At 65.1% G+C, this 19,660-nt stretch carries 17 protein-coding genes; 4 read left to right on the top strand and 13 right to left on the bottom strand.

The window, feature by feature from the left end; translation table 11 throughout:
* Positions 1-30: 30 nt before the first annotated feature.
* The 7 genes from ACRYLO_RS00820 to ACRYLO_RS00850 all read right to left on the bottom strand — a co-directional run bounded on the left by ACRYLO_RS00820 (position 31) and on the right by ACRYLO_RS00850 (position 7,953).
* Complete coding sequence (locus ACRYLO_RS00820; RefSeq protein ID WP_224921289.1) at positions 31-660, bottom strand: transmembrane anchor protein; 630 nt, start codon at positions 658-660, stop codon at positions 31-33.
* A gap of 13 nt (positions 661-673) precedes the next feature.
* Positions 674-1,369 (bottom strand): HupE/UreJ family protein, encoded by a 696-nt coding sequence (locus tag ACRYLO_RS00825; protein ID WP_224921290.1) that lies wholly within the window; start codon positions 1,367-1,369, stop codon positions 674-676.
* 29 nt (positions 1,370-1,398) lie between these two features.
* Positions 1,399-1,824: a LolA-like protein gene (locus ACRYLO_RS00830; RefSeq protein ID WP_224921291.1), complete on the bottom strand. Its 426-nt coding sequence runs from the start codon at positions 1,822-1,824 to the stop codon at positions 1,399-1,401.
* Between the two features lie 5 nt (positions 1,825-1,829).
* On the bottom strand, positions 1,830-5,006 hold the full coding sequence (locus ACRYLO_RS00835) for an efflux RND transporter permease subunit (protein ID WP_224921292.1): 3,177 nt from the start codon (positions 5,004-5,006) through the stop codon (positions 1,830-1,832).
* 11 nt (positions 5,007-5,017) lie between these two features.
* Positions 5,018-6,268, bottom strand: coding sequence for an efflux RND transporter periplasmic adaptor subunit (locus ACRYLO_RS00840; protein WP_482658442.1), 1,251 nt, complete (start codon positions 6,266-6,268; stop codon positions 5,018-5,020).
* Positions 6,268-7,476, bottom strand: a complete 1,209-nt coding sequence (locus tag ACRYLO_RS00845) for a TolC family protein (RefSeq protein WP_224921294.1) — start codon at positions 7,474-7,476, stop codon at positions 6,268-6,270. The genes ACRYLO_RS00840 and ACRYLO_RS00845 overlap by 1 nt, the downstream gene beginning before the upstream one ends.
* A 93-nt stretch (positions 7,477-7,569) precedes the next feature.
* The gene (locus tag ACRYLO_RS00850) at positions 7,570-7,953 is read right to left on the bottom strand and encodes a hypothetical protein (RefSeq protein WP_224921295.1); all 384 of its coding nucleotides are present in this window, start codon (positions 7,951-7,953) and stop codon (positions 7,570-7,572) included.
* Between the two features lie 464 nt (positions 7,954-8,417).
* On the opposite strand from ACRYLO_RS00850, the gene ACRYLO_RS00855 reads away from it, so the two are divergent.
* From ACRYLO_RS00855 to ACRYLO_RS00870, 4 genes are all read left to right on the top strand, one after another.
* Positions 8,418-9,005, top strand: a complete 588-nt coding sequence (locus ACRYLO_RS00855; protein ID WP_224921296.1) for an RNA polymerase sigma factor — start codon at positions 8,418-8,420, stop codon at positions 9,003-9,005.
* Positions 8,951-10,012 carry a FecR family protein gene (locus tag ACRYLO_RS00860; RefSeq protein WP_260481394.1) on the top strand — a complete coding sequence of 354 codons (1,062 nt, stop codon included), beginning with the start codon at positions 8,951-8,953 and terminating at the stop codon, positions 10,010-10,012. Before ACRYLO_RS00855 ends, ACRYLO_RS00860 begins: the two co-directional genes overlap by 55 nt.
* A 144-nt stretch (positions 10,013-10,156) precedes the next feature.
* Positions 10,157-12,670: a TonB-dependent receptor gene (locus ACRYLO_RS00865; protein WP_257844690.1), complete on the top strand. Its 2,514-nt coding sequence runs from the start codon at positions 10,157-10,159 to the stop codon at positions 12,668-12,670.
* Entirely contained in the window at positions 12,670-14,787 is a 2,118-nt protein-coding gene (locus ACRYLO_RS00870) for an Atxe2 family lasso peptide isopeptidase (RefSeq protein WP_260481393.1), read from the top strand. Before ACRYLO_RS00865 ends, ACRYLO_RS00870 begins: the two co-directional genes overlap by 1 nt.
* Here ACRYLO_RS00870 and ACRYLO_RS00875 read toward each other — a convergent pair.
* The 6 genes from ACRYLO_RS00875 to ACRYLO_RS00900 form a co-directional block, all read right to left on the bottom strand.
* Positions 14,777-16,546: an asparagine synthase-related protein gene (locus tag ACRYLO_RS00875; protein WP_482658443.1), complete on the bottom strand. Its 1,770-nt coding sequence runs from the start codon at positions 16,544-16,546 to the stop codon at positions 14,777-14,779. The genes ACRYLO_RS00870 and ACRYLO_RS00875 overlap by 11 nt on opposite strands.
* The gene (locus ACRYLO_RS00880; protein ID WP_257844695.1) at positions 16,546-17,196 is read right to left on the bottom strand and encodes a lasso peptide biosynthesis B2 protein; all 651 of its coding nucleotides are present in this window, start codon (positions 17,194-17,196) and stop codon (positions 16,546-16,548) included. Before ACRYLO_RS00880 ends, ACRYLO_RS00875 begins: the two co-directional genes overlap by 1 nt.
* A gap of 48 nt (positions 17,197-17,244) precedes the next feature.
* Positions 17,245-17,364, bottom strand: coding sequence for a benenodin family lasso peptide (locus ACRYLO_RS00885; RefSeq protein ID WP_257844696.1), 120 nt, complete (start codon positions 17,362-17,364; stop codon positions 17,245-17,247).
* Positions 17,365-17,486: 122 nt separating this feature from the next.
* On the bottom strand, positions 17,487-18,098 hold the full coding sequence (locus ACRYLO_RS00890; RefSeq protein ID WP_257844697.1) for a GntR family transcriptional regulator: 612 nt from the start codon (positions 18,096-18,098) through the stop codon (positions 17,487-17,489).
* Entirely contained in the window at positions 18,095-18,976 is an 882-nt protein-coding gene (locus ACRYLO_RS00895; RefSeq protein ID WP_482658444.1) for a phytanoyl-CoA dioxygenase family protein, read from the bottom strand. The genes ACRYLO_RS00890 and ACRYLO_RS00895 overlap by 4 nt, the downstream gene beginning before the upstream one ends.
* A gap of 15 nt (positions 18,977-18,991) precedes the next feature.
* Positions 18,992-19,609 (bottom strand): acyl-homoserine-lactone synthase, encoded by a 618-nt coding sequence (locus tag ACRYLO_RS00900; RefSeq protein WP_257844699.1) that lies wholly within the window; start codon positions 19,607-19,609, stop codon positions 18,992-18,994.
* Positions 19,610-19,660: the final 51 nt, after the last annotated feature.

The following is a 19,660-nucleotide window of genomic DNA, read 5'->3' on the forward strand; positions in this document are numbered from 1 at the left end:
CGTCCGCTTCACACGTCAGAGACGCTCGCGTCAAACCACCCGTTTGATCGCAGCGTAATTCCCGCTGGTCTTCAGCGTGACCGTCACCGGCGCGCCTGAGCGGTTCCGCCAGAACCAGCCATGTCCCCCGTCGAATGCAGCAACCAGCGTGCCGCGCTCGCCGGTCGACTCCTTGCCTTTGCCATAACCGTGGTAGAAGCCGCGAGGCGCGCCGATCTTGTCGCCATGCGTGTCATAGTTGACGTGTCCGCCCGTCACCGACCAGTCGAATGCGATAGCGGCCCCGGCGTCCGCAGTGACCTTGATCTCAGCCGCTTCGCCGGGTGCAAGCGTCAGCTTCATTTCGTCGGTGCGCGCGGCTGCCGCCTTTGTCGCATCGGCCTTTGCCGCTGGTGACGTCGCCACCGGCATTGCCGACGGAGTCGGTGCCGCCGCCTGCGCTTCTTCCTCGGCAGCTTCCGCCGCGAGCTGCTGTTTGATCTCGCCCATTTCGGTCAGGCCGAGCACCCGCCCGATGCCCGTGGGATCGATGGCATATTCGGATGGCAGCACGATAGTCACGAGCAACGCGCCCGCAACCCCCGCCGCAATCGCGGTCGAGCGAACGAGCTGACGCGACGTGGGCAGTTCGTCGGCGTTTGGCATCTGGGAATTATACATGGGATTTCTCCGGTCAGGCGGCGACGAGGCCGGTCAGTTGGTAGCCCACCAGCACGAAGCCAGCGGTCATCAGGATTACGTTGGCGACATAAGCATGGCGCTGGAAGCTGCGGGTGCGACGCCAGAAACCCATCGCGATCAGGATCGCGCCGAGCGCGAGCAACTGGCCGATTTCGACACCGATGTTGAACGCAATCAGATTGGGCAGCAGGCCGTTCGGCGACATCTCGAACTCAAGGATTTTGGTCGCCAGTCCAAAGCCATGGAAGAAGCCGAAGATCAGAGTTGCCGCTTTGGTATTTGGCTGAACGCCGAACCATCGCCGGAACGCCCCCATATTATCGAGCGCCTTGTAGACGACGGACAGACCAATGATCGCGTCGATGAGATAGGCGTTGGCGCTGATCCCGGTCAGCACGCCGAACAGCATCGTGGTGGAATGGCCGACCGCGAACAGCGTGACGTAGATGCCGATGTCCTTCATCCGATACAGGAAGAAGATGACCCCGAACAGGAACAGCAGATGGTCGTATCCGGTGACCATATGCTTGGCCCCCAGATACAGGAAAGGCATGAACAGCACCCCGCTGCTTTCCTGAATATAGCCCTTGTCGCCTTCCTCGACGCCATGCGCGAACGCATCGACGGCGGCGAGCAGCAGGACCAGCAGGGCGCTCAGCAACAGGAGCGCGGTTCGTTTATCAGACATCCATCGCTGGATTGTGTTCGCAGGCATCATCATCCTTTCACGACGGCTGCGTGCAGCGCGCCCTCATGATATTCCACCGCAAGTTGCACGATGTCCCGGCGATCCAGCTTGTTGAAGAAGACGCTGAACGATCGCGTGCCCTTCCCTCGTCTGGGAAGCGGGCCGGGCCGGGTGCCAATCGTTCGCGTATCGCTGACATTGGCGAGGGTCGCGGTCACGTCCAGATGGCCCCGCCCCGTTCGATACACGCCGTTGCGCGGTCGGATATTGCCAACGACGCGCACGCCATCCCCCGCTTGATAGGCATGCAGCCAGAATATCGAGATAGGGTCGTCAGAGGCCGCCACAGCGGTGGGTCGCAACGGCAACGGTTCCAAGCCCATGCAGCCAGACAAGAGGAGCACGGCGAATGCCGCACCGAAGACCCGTTGCCGGGTCGTGTTTGCAAGCGTCATCATCGTCATCCTTTCGCGAGGCGCTGGGTGTGTGGTGATGCTTCAGGATTTTCGTCGTCCGCCCGGCGACGTTGGACGAGGCGATAGAGCGCGGGCAGGACGACCAGCGTCAGCAGCGTCGACGAGATGATCCCGCCGATAACCACTGTTGCCAACGGGCGCTGCACTTCCGAGCCGATCCCGACATTGAGTGCCATCGGGACAAAGCCGAGCGACGCGACCAGCGCCGTCATCAACACCGGTCGCAGGCGGGTCAGCGCCCCTTCGCGGATCGCGTCGTCGAGGCCCATTCCTTCCTCGCGAAGTTGGCGGATGAAACTCAGCATCACCACGCCATTGAGCACCGCGACGCCGGACAGCGCGATGAAGCCCACGCCCGCCGAGATCGAAAACGGGATATCCCGCAACAACAACGCGAGCACGCCTCCGGTCAGCGCCAGCGGCACGCCGGAGAACACGATGCCCGCATCCTTGAGCGAGCCGAACAGCAGGAACAGCAGGCCGAGGATCAGCAGCAACGTCAGCGGTACGACGATCTGGAGCCGTGCCGACGCGGATTGAAGCTGCTCGAATGTGCCACCATAATCGACCCAATAGCCTTCCGGCAGTTCGGCCTGGGCTGCGACCTTTTCCTGGACCTCGGCAATGAACGAGCCGAGGTCGCGACCGCGCACGTTGACGGTGACCACCGCACGCCGCTTGCCATCCTCGCGACTGATCTGGTTTGGACCCGTTGTCTCGCGGATCGTCGCCACTTCGGATAGCGGCACGCTGTCGCGCAGCCCTTCGCCGCCGCCCGGCAGCGGGATCGGCAGCCGGTCGATGATGGAGCGATCCTGCCGCATCGCCTCGGGCAAGCGAACGACGATGTCGAAGCGCCGGTCGCCCTCGAAGATTTGCCCCGCCTCGGTGCCTGCGGTGGCGGCGGACACGACCGACTGGACATCGGCGATGTTGAGTCCCAGCTGGCTCAACCGCTGGCGATCGGGAATGATCTCCAGAAACGGCAGGCCGGTGACCTGCTCGGCCTGAACATCTTGTGCGCCGTCAATCGCTGTGACGATGCCCACGACCCGCTCCGCCGCTGCGGCCAGTTCGTCGAGATCGTCGCCGACGATCTTGATCGCCACGTCCGACCGCACGCCCGCAATCAATTCGTTGAACCGCATCTGGATCGGCTGGATGAACTCATAGCGCGAACCCGGCACGTCGCGTTGAATGCCCGCGTTCATTTCATCGACCAGTTGCGCCTTCGTCTTGCGTGGATCGGGCCATTGGTCGCGGGGCTTCATGATGATGAATGTGTCGGCGACCGAAGGTGGCACCGGATCGGTCGCGACATCGGCGGTGCCGATCTTAGCAAACACGTCCTGCACTTCCGGGAAGCGCTTGATCCTGTTCTCCAGTGCAGATTGCATCTGCACAGCCTGGCTGAGGCTGGTGCCCGGGATGCGTAGCGCGTGCAGTGCGATATCGCCTTCGTCCAGATTGGGGATGAACTCGGATCCCAGCCGTGTCGCCGCGACGCCGCTCAGGGCAACCAGCGCGACCGCGCCTACCAGCACAGCGATGCGCGCCTTCAGCGCCCAGTCGATCAAGGGCGCATACCAGCGTTTGGCCGCCCGGATCGCTGCGCTCTCCTTTTCGCTGACCTTGCCGCTCACGAAAGTTGCCACGGCTGCGGGCACGAAGGTGAGCGACAGGATCGCCGCCGCCGTCAGCGCCAGCACCACCGTGATCGCCATCGGGTGGAACGTCTTCCCCTCCACCCCGGTCAGCGCGAAGATCGGCAGATACACGATCGTGATGATCGCGATGCCGAACAGGCTGGGCCGCACCACTTCGGAGGAAGCCGATGCCGCGATGTCGAACCGCTCTTCCCTGGTCAGCAGCCGTCCAAGCCGATGCTGTGCCTCGCCGAACCGGCGCAAGCAGTTCTCGACGATGATGACGGCACCATCGACGATGAGGCCGAAGTCAAGCGCGCCCAGGCTCATCAGATTGCCCGAAATGTCCCCCGCGACCATGCCGGTGATCGTCATCATGAAGGTGATCGGGATCACCGCCGCCGTAATCAGCGCGGCGCGAATATTGCCGAGCAGCAGGAACAGCACGACGATGACGAGCAGCGCGCCTTCGGCCAGATTCTTTTCGACCGTGCCGATCGTCGCTTCAACCAGCTTTGAGCGGTCATACATGGTGACCGCGACGACCCCGGCGGGAAGCGATTTGTTGACCGTTTCCAGCCGCTCCGCGACCGAGACGCTGACCTCGCGCGCATTCTCGCCGACCAGCATGAAGATAGTGCCGAGCACCACTTCGCGCCCGTCCTTGGTCGCCGCGCCCTGCCGGATTTCCGATCCGATCGAGACATCCGCGACGTCGGCGACCCGCACCGGCGTACCATTGCGCGACGCCACGATGACCCCGGACAGGTCGGCTCGATCGGTCGCCTGCCCCGGCACGCGGATGACATATTGTGCGCCGGATCGTTCGAGATAGCCCGCGCCGACATTGGCGTTGTTCTTCTCCAGCGCCTCGGTCAGTTCGGTGACGCTCAGCCCATAGGCCGACAGTCGCGCTGGAATCGGAGCGATCACGAACTGCTTGCGATAGCCGCCGATCGAGTTGACCTCGGTCACGCCCGGCACGTTGCGCAATTGCGGTCGCACGACCCAGTCGTGCAGCGTACGCAAATCCTGCGCCGTATAGCGCGAACCGTCCGGCTTCACCGCGCCTGGCTTTGCCTCCAGCGTGTACATGAAGATTTCGCCCAGACCCGTCGCGATCGGACCCATTGCCGGTTCGACGGTCGGCGGCAGCGCCTCGCGTGCGCCTTGCAGCCGTTCATTGACCAGCTGCCGCGCGAAATAGATGTCGGTGCCGTCCTTGAAGACGACCGTCACCTGGCTGAGGCCCGCGCGCGAAACCGATCGGGTGAACTCCAGATCGGGCAGGCCGGCCAGCGCCGTTTCCACCGGATAGGTGATGCGCTGTTCCGCTTCCATCGGCGAAAATCCCGGTGCGGGCGTGTTCACCTGCACCTGGACGTTGGTAATGTCGGGAACGGCGTCGATCTTGAGCCGTCCAAACGAGTAGATGCCGATACCGATTAGCAGCAACGCTGCGATCAGAACGGCCCAGCGCTGTCGGATCGACAGCCTTATGATGCGTTCAAGCATGGCCGTGTTCCTCAGTGATCGTGGCTGGCGCCGGATTTTTCGATATCCGCCTTGATGACGTAGCTGCCCTTGGTGACGTAGCTCTGGCCGGGCTTGATGCCGGACTTGACCTCGGTCCACACCGGGCCGCGCGTCCCCAATTCCAGCATCCGCACCTCATAGGTGTCACCGACTTTGGCGAACACGACGGTGAAATCGCGGAATGCCTGCAACCCCTCGGTCTTGACCGCCAGCGGCACCTGACGCTGGTCGACGGTCAGCACGCCCTTGACGCTCATTCCCGGTCGCCAGAACCCGTCCCGGTTGGCGAGCGGCGCGCGGGCAACGAGCGCACCCGTCATGGGATCGGCCACCGGGCGAAAATCGCGGATGGTCGAGCCGATCGTGCGATTGTCCTCAAGCAGGCTGAGTTGAACGGGCGCGCCAGCGCGGACCCGCTCCATGTCGCGCGGAAACACCGGGAAGGCGGCGGTCGTCCGGGATGGGTCGGCGATCACATAGATCGGATCGCTTCCCGCGACATCGCCGGGGTTGGTGCGCCGTTCGGTGATGACGCCGCTGATCGGCGCGGTCACCGAATAGATCTGCATGCTTTCATTGCTCTCGACCCGCGCCAGCACTTGCCCGCGCCGCACGCGATCGCCCACGTTCAACGATGCCGAGACGACGCGGCCAGGGAATTTGGCTCCAACCTCCGCCGTGGCCGAAGGGTCGAGCTCGACCCGTCCGATCAATTCGAGCGCCTCGCCAATCTCTGCGGGTCCGGCATTTTCAAATGCAAGGCCCGCCGCACGGGCGGCGGCGGCGGGCATCGACACGCGGCCTTCGAACGAATCATATTTCCACCGGTGGGTGCGCCCGCCTTCGCGCGCGACGACAGTCACGTCGAAGCTGTGCGGCTCGACCACCCGGCCATCACCGCGCAGATAATCCGCCTCCGGTTTGAAGGCGAAGCGGTTGACCTCGCCGTCCAGCCTTCCCAGCGCGACCGATAGCTGTACTTCGCCCGGTGCGACCGGCTTGTCGTCGCGATAGGCATAGATGCGAAATTCGGGCGGCACGCCATCCTCGAAAATCGTCATCTCGACCGCGAAATTCCCGTCGCGCAGCATGCGGCCATTATGCGGCCCGCGTTCATAATCGGCGGCGGGTGCGCCCTCCGCTTCGGACGCCGTGTTCTCGGTTGCAGATTCGCCGCCACACGCGATCAGCGGCAACGGCAGGATAAGCGCTGCGGCGAGCGCGGCGTGGATGCGGGCCATCAGAAATCCCCCTTGGCGAGTTCGGTGAAGCGGCCGGTCAGTCGGTCGAGTTCGACCCTGGCCTCATGGTGACGGCGCACGGCATCGACCATCCGGGCGCGGGCATTGGCGAGCGTCGTTTGCGCCGCCGACACATCGACATAGCTGAAGAATCCGCGATTATAGCCGACGCGGACCTCCATCAGAGTGAGGTCGGCGTTCGGAATGACCTGATCGCGGATCGCCTCCGCCTCATGCGCGGTTTCCTCGACCTTCTCGACGGCCAGCGCGATCGTCCGTTCGCGGGTGAAGCGCTCAACCGCCAGATCGGCCTCGACCCGCCGTCGGTCGGCCTGGGCTTCGGCTAATCGTGCGTCTGATATGCGACGTCCTCCCAGCGGCAATGAGACGCCAGCGACCAGTGCGACATCACCGGTGCCAATGAAGCGCGGTCCCGCAGAGATTGTGGGATCGCGCTTGGCATTCGCGACCTGAAGGTTGATCGCTGCATCAGCACGCGCGCCGCGCGCCACAAAAACGGCAAGGTCCGCCGGGGCTGCCCCCGCCGCGCCGACGGGCTCGTGCTTGAACGACAGAAAGTCGCTGGTCGGGACCGATAGACCAGCCGATGCACCGCCCCACATTGCCGCCAGTCGCTTCAGCGCGGCGTCGCGGGCGTGAATCGCAAGTTCCACATCGACGCTGGCTTCGGACACACTGGTGGTCGCGCGCATTCCGGCGAACAGCGGGTCTTTGGCTGAAGCGACGCGGCGCTTCACTTCGGCCTCGACCATCCGGGCCATCGTCAGCCGCTGCCTGGCGATACCGATCTGCGCCTCGGTCGCCTGTACCTCGACATAAAGACGCTGGACCTGTGCAATGACGTCTAGCCGAACGACGATCGCCTCAGCGCGCGTCACGTCCATATCGCGATCGACGACGGCAACGCGCGCTTCGCGCTTGCCGCCGCGTTCGATGCGCTGGCTGTAGGTGGCAGTGACCTGAAACTGATCATAGAGGTCGCCGCTCGGAATGCCGAAGTTTTCAGTCGTGACTTCGATCGTCGGTTGCGGACCCAGTCCGGCGGCGGTGCGCGCGGCGGTCTGCGCCTCGATCCGGGCGGCGGTGGAGGCGGTTTGCGGTGCGGCGGCAAGCGTGCGCCGGATTGCGTCGTCGAGCGTCAGCGGCTGTGCCTGAGCCAGCGCTGCCGATGGCAGACAGACAGCCACGACAAGCGCGGCCCTGAACGGGGAATGCATCTGAAATCTCCTGATCCTATCGGTCAGCGGCGCGCGCGAACGCAGGCCGCGGGACGGCTAGGGTCAGGCTGACGGTGGTTCGGGGAGTGGTTCCAGCGTTGTCGAGCGCAGACGGGCGTCATCGAGGGGCTGCCGCCGGACTTTGTCGCTGGCGCTCGCAAGCAGGCTTATTGAGCTGCCCGGGACACCATCAGCGGCGACGTGAGTATGATAGCCCGATCCCTGCGTTGCCTTGTCCAGATCGTTCGACCGGTCGGGGGCTGCATCAGTCTGAGCAGATTGCGCGTCAACGGCCGCAGGATCGTCATTGTGATGATCGTGGTGGTCGGCATCGACCGCACGAACATGCTCATGCGTCGAACCGTCAAGATGAGGCACGGCCGCGCCCATCGGCCCGTGCGAAAGCGCCAGGACGAGAATGAGCAAGGCTGACAGGATGCGCCCCATATACCGGCCCGTAGCATCCTGGGCGAAGCGGGGCAATCGGCGACTAGTGCCAAAAATCTCGACGGAGTCTTCGAATGTGGTTCGCGGGTTCGCGAGCAGCAACCCAAGCCATCCAAGCAAAGGTGATAAGATCTACCAAGGCGGGCATTTGGCGCGCATTCAACCGACCCTGCCGGAGTTGCTTCTTCGAGTCAGGCTGTTAGTCTGCTCGGGTGCCGCGAGGGCGGCGCCGAGGCTTGAGAACCTCGCTTGGGAAGAATGACCCGCCATCGACGCGGCCGGGTGGCCGACGCGCATGTCCAAGCCGCTTGCGGCCAAAGGCGTCGGCGCACGACTCAAGCGTGCTTCTCAACACCCGGCTTCCGCCGGCGTCGCCTCGAAACGGGCGAGTCGGCGATGGATATTGGACTGATCAGATTTTTTCGGGCGAGTGGTCCGCCATACCCTCGGGATCGGGTATCGCGATGCGCCTGATCCCCGATGTTTTGAACGCATTGACCTCGCCTCGCCTGGCCGAGGGCGATCCATTGCCGCCCGATAATCGGGTCGCGGCCGGATCGGTCCTGGCGCTGAACGACTTGTACCAGACTCAGGCGCCGCGGCTGCATCGCTACTTCGCGCGCCGGACGGATCGGCAGGATGTGGGAGATCTGGTGCAGGAGAGCTTCGCCCGGCTCGTCGATGCGTCGGCGACGAAGGACCGGACGATCGAGCAACCCGAAGCCTATCTCAACCGTATCGCGACGAACCTGCTTCGCAGTCGCGCGAGGACCGCCTTGCAGCGATCGCTCGCCCAGCACGTCCCTGCGGATGAGGAATCGCTCGCCGGGCCAGACATGATCGCGGCGCTGGAGGCGCGTGATCTACTCAACCGGCTCCAAGGCGCCCTGATGCGGCTTAATCCGAAGACCCGCGAGATATTCCTGGCCCACCGCGTCGATGGCGTCAGCTATAGCGATATCGCCAAGCGGATGGGATTGAGCGTAAAAGGCGTCGAATGGCACATGACGAAGGCAATCGCGCGTCTCGACCACGTGCTGAGGTCGCGTTGACATCCGAGGCCGGGGAGGCACCCAGCCCGGACGATACCATCCGGGCGACCGCTGTCACCTGGCTGGCGCGTCTGCGCGCGCCTGACAGCGCGGACCATCATGAGGATTTCGAGGCCTGGTACGCCGCCGATCCGCGACATGCCGACATCTATGACGAGGTTCTCGCAAACTGGGAGAACATGGCCCTGGCGGCGCAGACGCCTGCCGCTGAACCGGCGCGGCGCCAAACTGCCCGGGCTGTGGATCGGCGCCGCCCGACATTGGCCTTCGCAGCGGCGGCGGCTGTCCTCCTTGTCATCTTTGCAGGCATCGGCATGTCGCGGCTCGATGGGCCTTGGTCGAGAGCAGTCGAGCCGACCGAGATCGCCAGCCGGCTCGGTGAGATCCGCACCACCACGCTTTCCGATGGCTCGCGCGTGACGCTCGACACCGACAGCCTGCTCCTGGTGGCCTATACGGATGGCGAACGAAGATTGTTGCTCCGTCGGGGGCGTGCTCGTTTCGACGTGGCGCATGACACGGCGCGGCCGTTCGTTGTCCAGTCGGATGGCGGCTTAATCATTGCGCACGGAACCTTGTTCGATGTCGAACAGCAGGCACGGCGGATGACCGTGTCGCTCCTGCGCGGATCGGTCGAGGTCCGCACAGCCGTGACTTGGACAGGCGAAACGGTCGGCAAGGGCCGATTGCTGCGTCCTGGCCAGCAGCTTGCACTCGAGCCGCAAACCCCGGCTGGATCGCCGGTGCCGCTTCGGGAGTCGGACATGCGGTGGACCTCGGGCATGCTGTCCTTCGAGGACGCACCGCTCGCGCAGGTGGTGGCAGCCACGAACCGCTACAATGACCAACAGATCCGGCTGGCGGACCCCAAGTTGGGCGCGTTGCGGTTCACCGGCACCTTCGCCGCAACAAAGCCCCGTGAGCTTGCCCAAATGCTGGCGGCAACCTTCAATCTTGACGTCGCGCTCGCCGATCGCGGCACCCTCATCCTGTCTCGGCGTCGATAGCCGAAAAAAATTCCCAGGGTAGGCGACGCCCCTGGTGTCGAAGCCCCCAAGCGATGCCACGTCGGCGTCGCGCAGGGGCACTTGACGATGACAATATTGCGCAACGCGGCGTTCGCGACTTCGATTTCGACATGCACAGCCGCCTTGATCCTGGGTTCGGCCCCGGCATCGGCGCAAGCCTCCGGGCGACAGACCTACCGTCTTCCGGCACAATCACTGGCTGAATCGCTACGCGCAGTCGCCATTGCATCCGGCCGTAGCATCATCGCGCCTTCCATCCTGGTCAACGGCAAGGACGCGCCTGCCCTGGACGGGGATCACACCGCCGAAGAGGCGCTGAATGCCCTGCTTGCCGGCTCGGGTCTGCGCTATCGCGTCATCGCTACGGGTCTGATCATCGAGCGGGATTCCGCTTCGCGGGAGACTGCGCAACAGGCAGGCGAGTCTGAGGTCGTTGTGACCGGCAGCCGTATTCGCGGAGCGCCGGTGGCGTCTCCGGTCGTCCGGCTGGACCAGCAAGCAATACGCGATGCCGGCCAGTCGGACCTTGGCGAGGTCGCACGCAGCGTGCCGCAAAGTTATGGCGGCGGGCAGAATCCGGGCGTGGGCTTCAATGTCCCTTCCAGCACCGGCGGAAATGTCGGCGGGGGATCGTCGTTCAACCTGCGCGGACTTGGCAGCGACGCAACGCTGACGATCCTTAACGGCCGCCGCCTCCCTTATGATTCGGCGCGGCAAGGCGTCGATGTCTCGGCGATTCCCCTGGCGGCGGTCGACCGCATCGAAATCGTCGCCGACGGCGCTTCGGCGCTCTATGGCTCTGACGCCGTTGGCGGGGTGGTCAACGTCGTCCTCAAGCGCGATTTCGACGGGATCGAGACACGCGCGCGCATCGGCGGCTCGACCGAGGGCGGCAATTTCCAGCAGCAATATGGCGCGATCGCGGGCGGTCGCTGGGACAGCGGCAGCGCCTTCATCACCTATGAATATGCCGACAACACCGCGATCAGCGCGGCCGACCGCGATTATGCCGCCTCGCGTCCCGGCATCACGCTGCTCCCCGCGAGCACGCGCCATGCCGTTACCGCCAGCGGTCATCAACGACTGACGGACGCCCTCTCGATCGAGGCCGACGCGCTCTATAATCACCGCACCAGTGCGACGACATATCCGCTCAATTTTGCGGGCGACCTTGCAGTCAGCCGAACGACGCAAAGCTTCGAGGCCGAATCCCACGCGCTGGCCGCCAGCCTGCGCTGGTCACTGGACCTGTGGCGGGTGAATCTCACCGGCAGCTTTGGTGAAAGCAGCACGGCCTTTCGGGGAGACACCTTCGTCAACAATGCCTTCGCCAGCACCGCTGGGGGACGCTACGACAATCGCTCGACCACCGGCGAACTCTCCGCCGACGGACCCCTGATCGCGCTTCCGGGCGGGCCGGCAAAACTCGCGCTGGGGGCGGGTGTGCGGTTCAACGATTTCGCGCTGTTTCGCGGCGCGGGCGCGATCCAGAACATCGATGCCTCGCAGGACATCTTCTACGCCTATGGCGAATTGAGCTTGCCAGTCATTTCGCCCGATCAGCAGATTCCGCTGATCCGGCACCTCAACCTGAGCGGTGCGATCCGCTATGAGCGCTATCGTGGCGTAGCCGACGTCGTCACCCCAAAATTGGGGATCGTCTATTCGCCATCGGACAGCCTCGATCTGAAGGCGACCTGGGGCCGGTCGTTCCGCGCACCCAGCTTCATCCAGCAATATCAGGTCGGGCAGGCACTGCTCTATCCGGTCACGAGTTTCGGCGGCGTTGGCTATCCGTCCGGTTCATCCGCGCTGTTACGGGCGGGGGGCAATCCGGCGCTCAAGCCAGAGAAGGCGAGGAGCTGGTCAGCGACGATCGCACTCCATCCGCCTTCGCTTGCGGGCGCGACGCTTGAGCTGAGCTATTTCTCGACGCGCTATGTGGATCGCATCGTCAATCCGATCCTGCTGCTCTCGCAGGCATTGTCCAACCCGATTTATCGCGACCAGATCACCCTCAACCCGACGCCGGGCCAGCAGGCTGCGCTCATCGCCGGTGCGGACCAGTTCATCAACGCCACGGGCTCAACCTATGATCCGGCGCGGGTCGTCGCGATCATCGACAGCGCGAACATCAATGCGGGGCGACAGTCGATCCACGGTGTCGATGCGCTGCTACGTTATCGGATGGCGGTTGCGCGCGGCTCCATCGAGATGAGCCTCAACGCGAGTTATCTCGACAGCGAGCAACAGCTCGCGCCCGCCCAGCCGGTTCAACCACTGGCCGGCAGGCTGTTCAATCCGCCGCAATGGCGCGCGCGCGGAATGATCCGCTGGGATAACGGACCGCTGGGCATTGCGGCGACGGTCAGCCATATCGGCGAGGTCCGCGACACGCGCCCGGCGACCGCAGTCCGTATCGGCGGAATGACCACTGTCGACATCTCGGGGCGGTACCGGTTCGCCAACGCTGCGGGACCGCTGGCCGGGATCGAATTGTCGCTGTCCGTCCAGAACATCTTCGACGAGACGCCGACGACGATCGCGACGTCGGTTTATTACGATACGCCCTACGACTCGACCAACTATTCGCCGGTCGGACGCTTCATCGCCGTCGGGCTGTCGAAGAAATGGTAGTGGCCGTACCCGGACATCGGCGACGTGTGCTGACCACTGCCGCTGCGCTCCTGCTGCCGTTGATAGCCGAGGCGCGATGCGACCTGTTGCCGCGCCAGCAAGCTGTCGATCAGCCGCAGCGGCTTGTCGCACCCGAGGATCTCGTGCGACTGCGCGACATCGGACTGCCGGACGGATCGATCCTCGGATGGCCAAGCCCACTTGGTCTCTCGCCCGATGGAACACGCGCCGCTTTTGTCATCAGCCGGGCGGACCTTGACACCAACCGCTACTGTCGCGGCCTCGCGGTGATCGACATCAAGCCCGCCGCAGCGCCGAGGCTCCTCGATGAAGGCGGGGACCCGATCCTGTCCGTTGGCGTCTATCGCGGTCTCTTCGCCCGGACCGGCTTCCCACAGGTCGTAACGCCTTTATGGTCGCCCGATGGCCGCTGGATCGCCTATCTGCGGCGAGATCGAGGAACGACGCAGCTTTGGCTTGTGGCTTTGGCGGGCGGACCGGGCCGTCCGCTCACCCGCTCGGCGGTCGATGTCGAGCGGTTCGCCTGGCTTTCAGATGGCACTGGGCTGGTCTTCGCAAGCCGCCCCGGAACGCTTGCCGAGCGTTCGGCGGCGGATCGCGAAGCGCGTCGCGGCTTCCATTACGACGAACGTTTCGTACCGAGCATGGGAAACGGCCCGCAGCCCAGCGCATCGACGCCGCTTGAGTATTTCAAGATCGGGTTGGCGGATCGCGAACTGTCCCCGGCCAGCGCGAGCGAGCGGGAGCGCATCAGTGCCGAGGGTGTGCCGGGCGTCCCGCCCGATCCGCGGGCGGACGCACCGGACGGGCGGCGCGCCTGGACCGAACGGCAATCGTCCTCGCCGCTCGGGCCGCTCGTCCTGCGGGCAACCGCCGCCTCCGGTGCGACCGTCACCTGCCCGCCGAGTGCGTGTTTGGGCAAGATCGTCGGGATGTGGTGGCTTCCAGGCGGCGGGCCGCTGTTGTTCCTTCAGCGCGAAGGCTGGGCACGCGGCGAGATGGCGCTTTATCGCTGGACGCCGGGTGCCGGACCGCCAAAGCGCGTTTTCGCCACGACGGATATCCTCGACGGCTGCTTGCTCTTCGCCGCACAACTGGTCTGCACACGCGAGGCAGCGACGGTGCCCCGGCGCCTCGTCATCCTCGACCCCCGCACCGGGCAATCGCGCCTCCTTTACGATCCGAACCCGGAATTCTCGCGACTTCGCCTTGGCCGCGTGGTCCGACTGTTCTGGAAGAACGACCTTGGCCTCGAAGCGCGCGGCGACCTCGTGCTTCCCCCCGGCTACCGTCCGGGCACGCGCCTCCCGCTGATCGTGACGCAATATTTCAGCAACGGGTTCCTGCGCGGCGCGACTGGCGACGAATATCCGATCCATGCCTTTGCCGCGCGCGGCTTTGCCGTGCTCAGCATCGAGCGCCCTCCCTTCTTCGCGGCAGCCAATCCGGCCCTCAAGACCTATGAGGATCTCAACGCTGCCAACGCCCGCGGCTGGAGCGAGCGCCGCAGCCTGTTGTCGGCCGTCACGAAGGGCGTGCAGCGGGTGATCGATCTGGGGATCGCCGATCCCGCGCGGATCGGCATCACCGGTCTTAGCGACGGCGCGAGCACGGTGGCGTTCGCGCTCATCAACACCGACCGGTTTGCGGCGGCGGCGATGAGCTCATGCTGCATCGAACCCTGGACCGTGATGACGGTCGTCGGTCCCGCCTATGCCGATCGCATGCGCGCGCTCGGCTACCCGCCGGCTACGGCATCGGATCGATCCTTCTGGGCACCGGCCTCGATCGCCCAGAATGCGGCGGCGATCGACACGCCTTTGCTCATGCAACTGGCGGACGATGAATATCTGACGAGCTTGGAGGCGTTCACCGCGCTGCGCGAGCATGGCAAGCCGGTCGACATGTACGTCTTTCCGGGCGAGCATCATATCAAATGGCAGCCCGCGCATCGTCTGGCCATCTACGCGCGCAACCTCGACTGGTTCGGCTTCTGGCTCGCCGGGCGCATCGACCCCGACCCAGAAAAGCGCGAAGAATTCGCACGCTGGCAGGCAATGCGCGATCGCCGCGATCGGGCGCGCATCAAGCAATAGATGCTGTCCAGTTCGCCGCCCAGGCCTCGACATCGGCCAGTCGCATGATGCGGCGATAATCCGCACCGACAGCCGGGCGCGGATCGGCCAGCACCTGCTCGACGGCCTGTGCATCGAGAATGCCTTCCGCGCGCAGCCTGCCGTCCAGCAGCATCGCGCGAAGCATAGGCCGGTTCAGTTCGAACAGTTCGGCGACGAAGCTGTCGGGCGATCCCTTTGACGACCGCCTGAGCGTTTCGTTGGGCAGCATCCCTTCGAATGCCTCGCGAGCGACGGCGCGATTCCTGCCTTCGGCGAACCACCACCAACTGGGCACGCGAAGGCAAACCTCGACCACCGGCTGGGCAACGAGCGGGGAAGCGCTGGCCAGCGCCCGGGGTTCACCCACCTCCGCCCAGCTTTGCGCCGCAACGACCATCGCAATATGCGCCGCCGTGCCGGGCGTGCTGCCGCGCGGGGGCTCGAGCCAGGGGTGCGCGGCCGCCACGCTCGCGCCGAATTGCGCTGCCCGGCTCAGAAAGCGCAATTCCGGCGACCAGCGATAGGCCGCCGAGCGGAAATAGGCACGACGGACAGCGCGCAGTAGCACGTTGGACACGCTTGTCTGCGCCAGCCCTGCCATCGTGCCCGCCACAGCCAGCGTCCTGCGGAAGGGCTCGCCGTGCAGCATCGCGTCGGCAACGGGTGCGACCGATTGCAGTGCGCAAAAGACATTGTCGCCGCCGCCGCCGTCGATGATCAGGTCGGCACCCGCTCGGGCAGCGGCGGCACTCGTCAAATGATCGGACGCTTGCATGAAACTGCGCGCAGACGGATTGGGCATGTCTGCGGCAGCCGAGCGTGTGACATCGACGTCGCGCACGTCCCACTGCGCCACGAGGAGCTCCACGCCCAGCGCGTCGGCGACGAGCCTCGCATAGTCGCGCTCGTCGCCGATCGCACCCGCGCTTGCCAGGTTCAGACAGCTGAACGGACGCTCGAGCGCCGAGAGCGAGGCCGCAACGATCGACGAATCGAGTCCGCCGGACAGCAGGAGCAGCGGATGTGTAGCGCGCGAAACGGTCGAGCGGACGGCATTCAGAACAGCCTGTTGGACGGCCTCCACGGCGAGGGCGCGACTGGCCACCGATCCGCAGCGCTCGGCCTGCTTCCAGGGCGTCCAGATTCGGTCGAGCGCGATCTTGCCATCTGCCAGGGTCATGCGATCGCCGCCCAGTAATTCCTCCACCCCGATGAGGCAGGTCGCAGCGCGGCGCAGGTCGCGCATGGCGAGATGCGACGCGACCTGATCCCAGGCCACACCTTGCGGCGTCCAGCCTGCCTCCGCGAGCAACCCCAAGTCGGAGGCGACCAGTAGGGCGGCGCCGAGGCGCGTCATCAGACAAGACAACGCACCGAACGGCGCGCGCACCACCGACCATTGCCGCGCGCGGGCGCCGCGCACGAATGCGACGTAGCTTCCCCAGAACTCTTGGGTCAGTGTGCTGCCATTCGACACGGGGATCGCGTGCTTCCAGCCGCCATCGAGACTTTTCACCCGCGCGCCGGTGCTTCTTGAGTAAAGCTGACCGAGAACCGCCCCCTCGTCGCGTCCGACCGGGAGCGTCGGCAGATCGTTCGTCGCGATCAGCAGCAAGTCGGGCTGATCGACGACAATGCCGAGGTCGGCGCGACGGTTGCAGAGCGCGCGAACACGGTTTGCCGCGACGGCTCCATCGGGCGAGTCGGCACCGAGGACGGCGAGATATTGCCCCGCCATCACACGACCAGGATGGGGGTGAACAAGCGCACAGCATCGAGCTGGTCGTTCACGACCACATCGCCCAACTGCACCCAGCAATGCGCCTGGAAAGGATGCAGCTTCACGCCCAGGATGAGGTCGGGCGTTGCCCCGAGGCTGGCGAGCTGCCAGGCGACCGCGAGCGAGGTCGCGAGGCATTGGTCATGCGCGGATACGAGCATTCCGGCGCGACGATAGGCCGCAGCGAGCCGCGAGATCTGAGCCACAGACAATTCCACGCCCGCTCTCGACGATTTTCGCTCCTGCACCCGATCCAGCACCGCCTTGAGCGGGCGTGCGCGAAGCCAGACCCGACTTGCCGCGCGGCGGGTGAGTGCCCCGAGCACGCTCGTCCGGCTGACGATCTGGTTGCTCTCGTGCAGCGACCCGCGCGGCGGGGCCGGCGGGACACACGCAACCGGGCGCGTGTCGTCGGCAGCCTCGCGGAGCAGGCCATCTCGCAGCGCCGCCGCGACCCACACGGGCGAACCTCCGGCGGTCACATCGAGAAATGCCTGGTCCGCGGCCGGACTCAGGCAGAAATATCGATCGCGGGGCAAGTCGAGGAACACGAAGCGGCCGTCGACACGGCAGAATGTCAGTCCCTTGCGCAGAGCATAGCCTGTCATTTTCGCGAATAGCGAAACGGCGCGCAGCCAAGGCTGCGCGCCGTCGCTTCAGTCGTCGGAAAGACCGGTCTGGAAGATTCCGAGCGCCAGATCGTCGACCGGGCCGCCGGGGCCCTTGGTCTCGGCGCTCGCGGTACCCAGGTCGATGACTTCGTCTTCGCGTTCCATGATACACTCCTTCTCTCAGGCTGCGAGTTGCAGCCCAGGGAGTGTATGAAGCGCGCCCGGCTATCCGAACTTTATACGGATTCTATATCGAGATTGTTTAGCGATCAGCGAAATCGTGACCGTTAGTCGGCCCGGTACACGGCGCGGACAATGGCCGCCGCCGCGCGACGCCGCCGACGGTGGTAAGCCGTGTTGAGACGGCGGAGCAGGTTGCGCTCCCCGGCCTCTGCTGCTGCCGTCACGGCAGCCAGTTCCGCATCCACATTATCGAGCACGTGGGCTTCAACCGTGCGGACGGCATGCAGCCTTGCGTTGAGACGATCGACTGCACGCGCGTGCTCGCCATTCGGCGAGCGCCGGGCAATTCCGAGGAACGCCTCCGCGACGCGCTCGGCGATCGGGTGCCCGTCCTGCGCACGCGGGTGAAAGACGATTGCAGCGTGTGGGCGCGGCCAGGCGTGAATGGCGAGCGCGACGAGTTCGGCGGACCAGTCGTACAAGTCTTTCAACGCCGGCTCGTCGAGCGCCGGCACATGGAATCCGTCGCCGGTGCGCGTCTCGACCAGGTCCTCGCCGGTGAGCAGGTGGAGGGCGTCGCGGACCGGCGTCACGCTCGATGCCAGCGGAACCGCCAGGATCGCCGGGTCGAGCCGGTCGCCTGGCCGGAATTCGCGGCCCATGATGCGGGCCTTCAACGCCTCATGAACCCGTTCCGCGGTCGCGCCCGAATTCACGGCGCAGCTCGCTGATCTTGGAGATAGGCGTCGATCATCGCTTGTTGATCGGGGCGCAGCGCATCGATTGCACCCAACGGACGGTCGCTGTCTTCGCCGAGCAGGACGGAAGGACACTGGCCCTCATAATTGCCGAGATTGGGGCGGTGCTGACGGTAACCGACGAGCGCGGCCAGCTCCGACGGAAAATGCCGCGCCACCTCTGGTGGATAAGCGAGCCACTGATTTTCGTAAGGTTTGAGCCACCCGAGCGAATAGCCGATGACCAGACCGCGCCGAACGCCCATGCTGGTGTTGGCACCCGCCCCGTGCAGCGCCGACCCGAGAAAGATCAGCGCGCCGCCAGGCTCCATTTCGGCCGCCACTGGCGTCTCGACGGGTTCCGGGTTGAGCGCCTGCGGCCCGTGGCTGCACGGCCAGACCAGCGTGGCACCATTTTCTCGCGTAAAGGGCGTCAGCGGCCACATCACATTGACGAGATATTCGATCTCGCCGGTCGGTCCACGCCACATGTCCTGATCCCGGTGCGGCAACTGCGCCGGCGCGCCCGGATGCACCGCGATCGCCTGGGTGGTGTTAAGCTGGATCCGGTCGCACCACGGCGACAAGACCGCCTCGACGATGCCGAGGATCAGGGGGTGCTGGACCAGCGCCGCAGCCTTTGGCGAACGGACGAGAAGTCGACCGAATCGCTTGGTCGTCGTGCCGTAGAATCCGCCCTGACCAAATGGCGTCCGGGCGAAATGCGCCGCGAGATCATTGTCGAGAGCACCGACCGCCGCGGGCGGCAACGCGTCAGGAATGTGACAATAGCCCCGGGCAGAAAGTTCGGCGGTGCGTCGCGCAATCTCGCCGGCGAGGTCGAACATATCCGTCATCGAAATGCTCCCCTATCAGGCTGCGACGCGACGGCCGTCGAACGGCATCGGCTTTGCCGCGATGCCTGCCGCGGCAAGCAATTCTGGCGTTTCGGGCGTGATGTCGATGCGGAGCGCTGCAAGCAACGTGCCGCCGACGATCCGTGGTAGACCGAGCGGCATGCAGCGCCAGCCGAACGCCAGGATTTGCTGGAACCAGCCGATTTCGGCCAGTGCGGTGTAGGTGGTAATGCCGGTTGCGAGCGCATGCTCGACCAGTCCCGTTACCAACGTATCGCGCACGATGCGCCGCTGGGCTGCGTTCAGCCGCCGATCGAGGCAGAAGCGCGTAATCTCGAAGGTGCCCGGTCCCTTGGGCGGGACCGCTTCGCACAACTCGGCATAGAGGCTGTCGAGAATATGTGGGCGGCATGTCGGCAGCAGGCGGGCCGATCCGAGATGGGTGCCGTCCGCTTCGGTGAGGACAAGGTAGGTGGCATGGATATTGTCGAATTGGTCGATCTCATAGGCATCGTCGAGCACGGGCACGTCCCATTTGAGCAGATCGACGAAGACGGATTTGCGCGCGGCGAACATTGCGCGGAGCGCGGCGTCGGATGCCGGGCTACCGGTGGACTGGAGGACTTGCAGCATGTCGGTGTCTCCCTGACCGAGTGATCGGGCAAGGGTCGGCGAGGAGCAGGC

The organism is Sphingomonas sp. SDUR79 (assembly GCF_056821745.1).

Bases quoted from the DNA above. Each gene is read 5' to 3' on its own strand.
- ACRYLO_RS00820 (WP_224921289.1), bottom strand. From the start codon at position 660: ATGTATAATTCCCAGATGCCAAACGCCGACGAACTGCCCACGTCGCGT.
- ACRYLO_RS00825 (WP_224921290.1), bottom strand. From the start codon at position 1,369: ATGTCTGATAAACGAACCGCGCTCCTGTTGCTGAGCGCCCTGCTGGTC.
- ACRYLO_RS00830 (WP_224921291.1), bottom strand. From the start codon at position 1,824: ATGACGCTTGCAAACACGACCCGGCAACGGGTCTTCGGTGCGGCATTC.
- ACRYLO_RS00835 (WP_224921292.1), bottom strand. From the start codon at position 5,006: ATGCTTGAACGCATCATAAGGCTGTCGATCCGACAGCGCTGGGCCGTT.
- ACRYLO_RS00840 (WP_482658442.1), bottom strand. From the start codon at position 6,268: ATGGCCCGCATCCACGCCGCGCTCGCCGCAGCGCTTATCCTGCCGTTG.
- ACRYLO_RS00850 (WP_224921295.1), bottom strand. From the start codon at position 7,953: ATGGGGCGCATCCTGTCAGCCTTGCTCATTCTCGTCCTGGCGCTTTCG.
- ACRYLO_RS00855 (WP_224921296.1), top strand. From the start codon at position 8,418: ATGCGCCTGATCCCCGATGTTTTGAACGCATTGACCTCGCCTCGCCTG.
- ACRYLO_RS00860 (WP_260481394.1), top strand. From the start codon at position 8,951: ATGGCACATGACGAAGGCAATCGCGCGTCTCGACCACGTGCTGAGGTC.
- ACRYLO_RS00875 (WP_482658443.1), bottom strand. From the start codon at position 16,546: ATGGCGGGGCAATATCTCGCCGTCCTCGGTGCCGACTCGCCCGATGGA.
- ACRYLO_RS00880 (WP_257844695.1), bottom strand. From the start codon at position 17,196: ATGACAGGCTATGCTCTGCGCAAGGGACTGACATTCTGCCGTGTCGAC.
- ACRYLO_RS00885 (WP_257844696.1), bottom strand. From the start codon at position 17,364: ATGGAACGCGAAGACGAAGTCATCGACCTGGGTACCGCGAGCGCCGAG.
- ACRYLO_RS00895 (WP_482658444.1), bottom strand. From the start codon at position 18,976: ATGACGGATATGTTCGACCTCGCCGGCGAGATTGCGCGACGCACCGCC.
- ACRYLO_RS00900 (WP_257844699.1), bottom strand. From the start codon at position 19,609: ATGCTGCAAGTCCTCCAGTCCACCGGTAGCCCGGCATCCGACGCCGCG.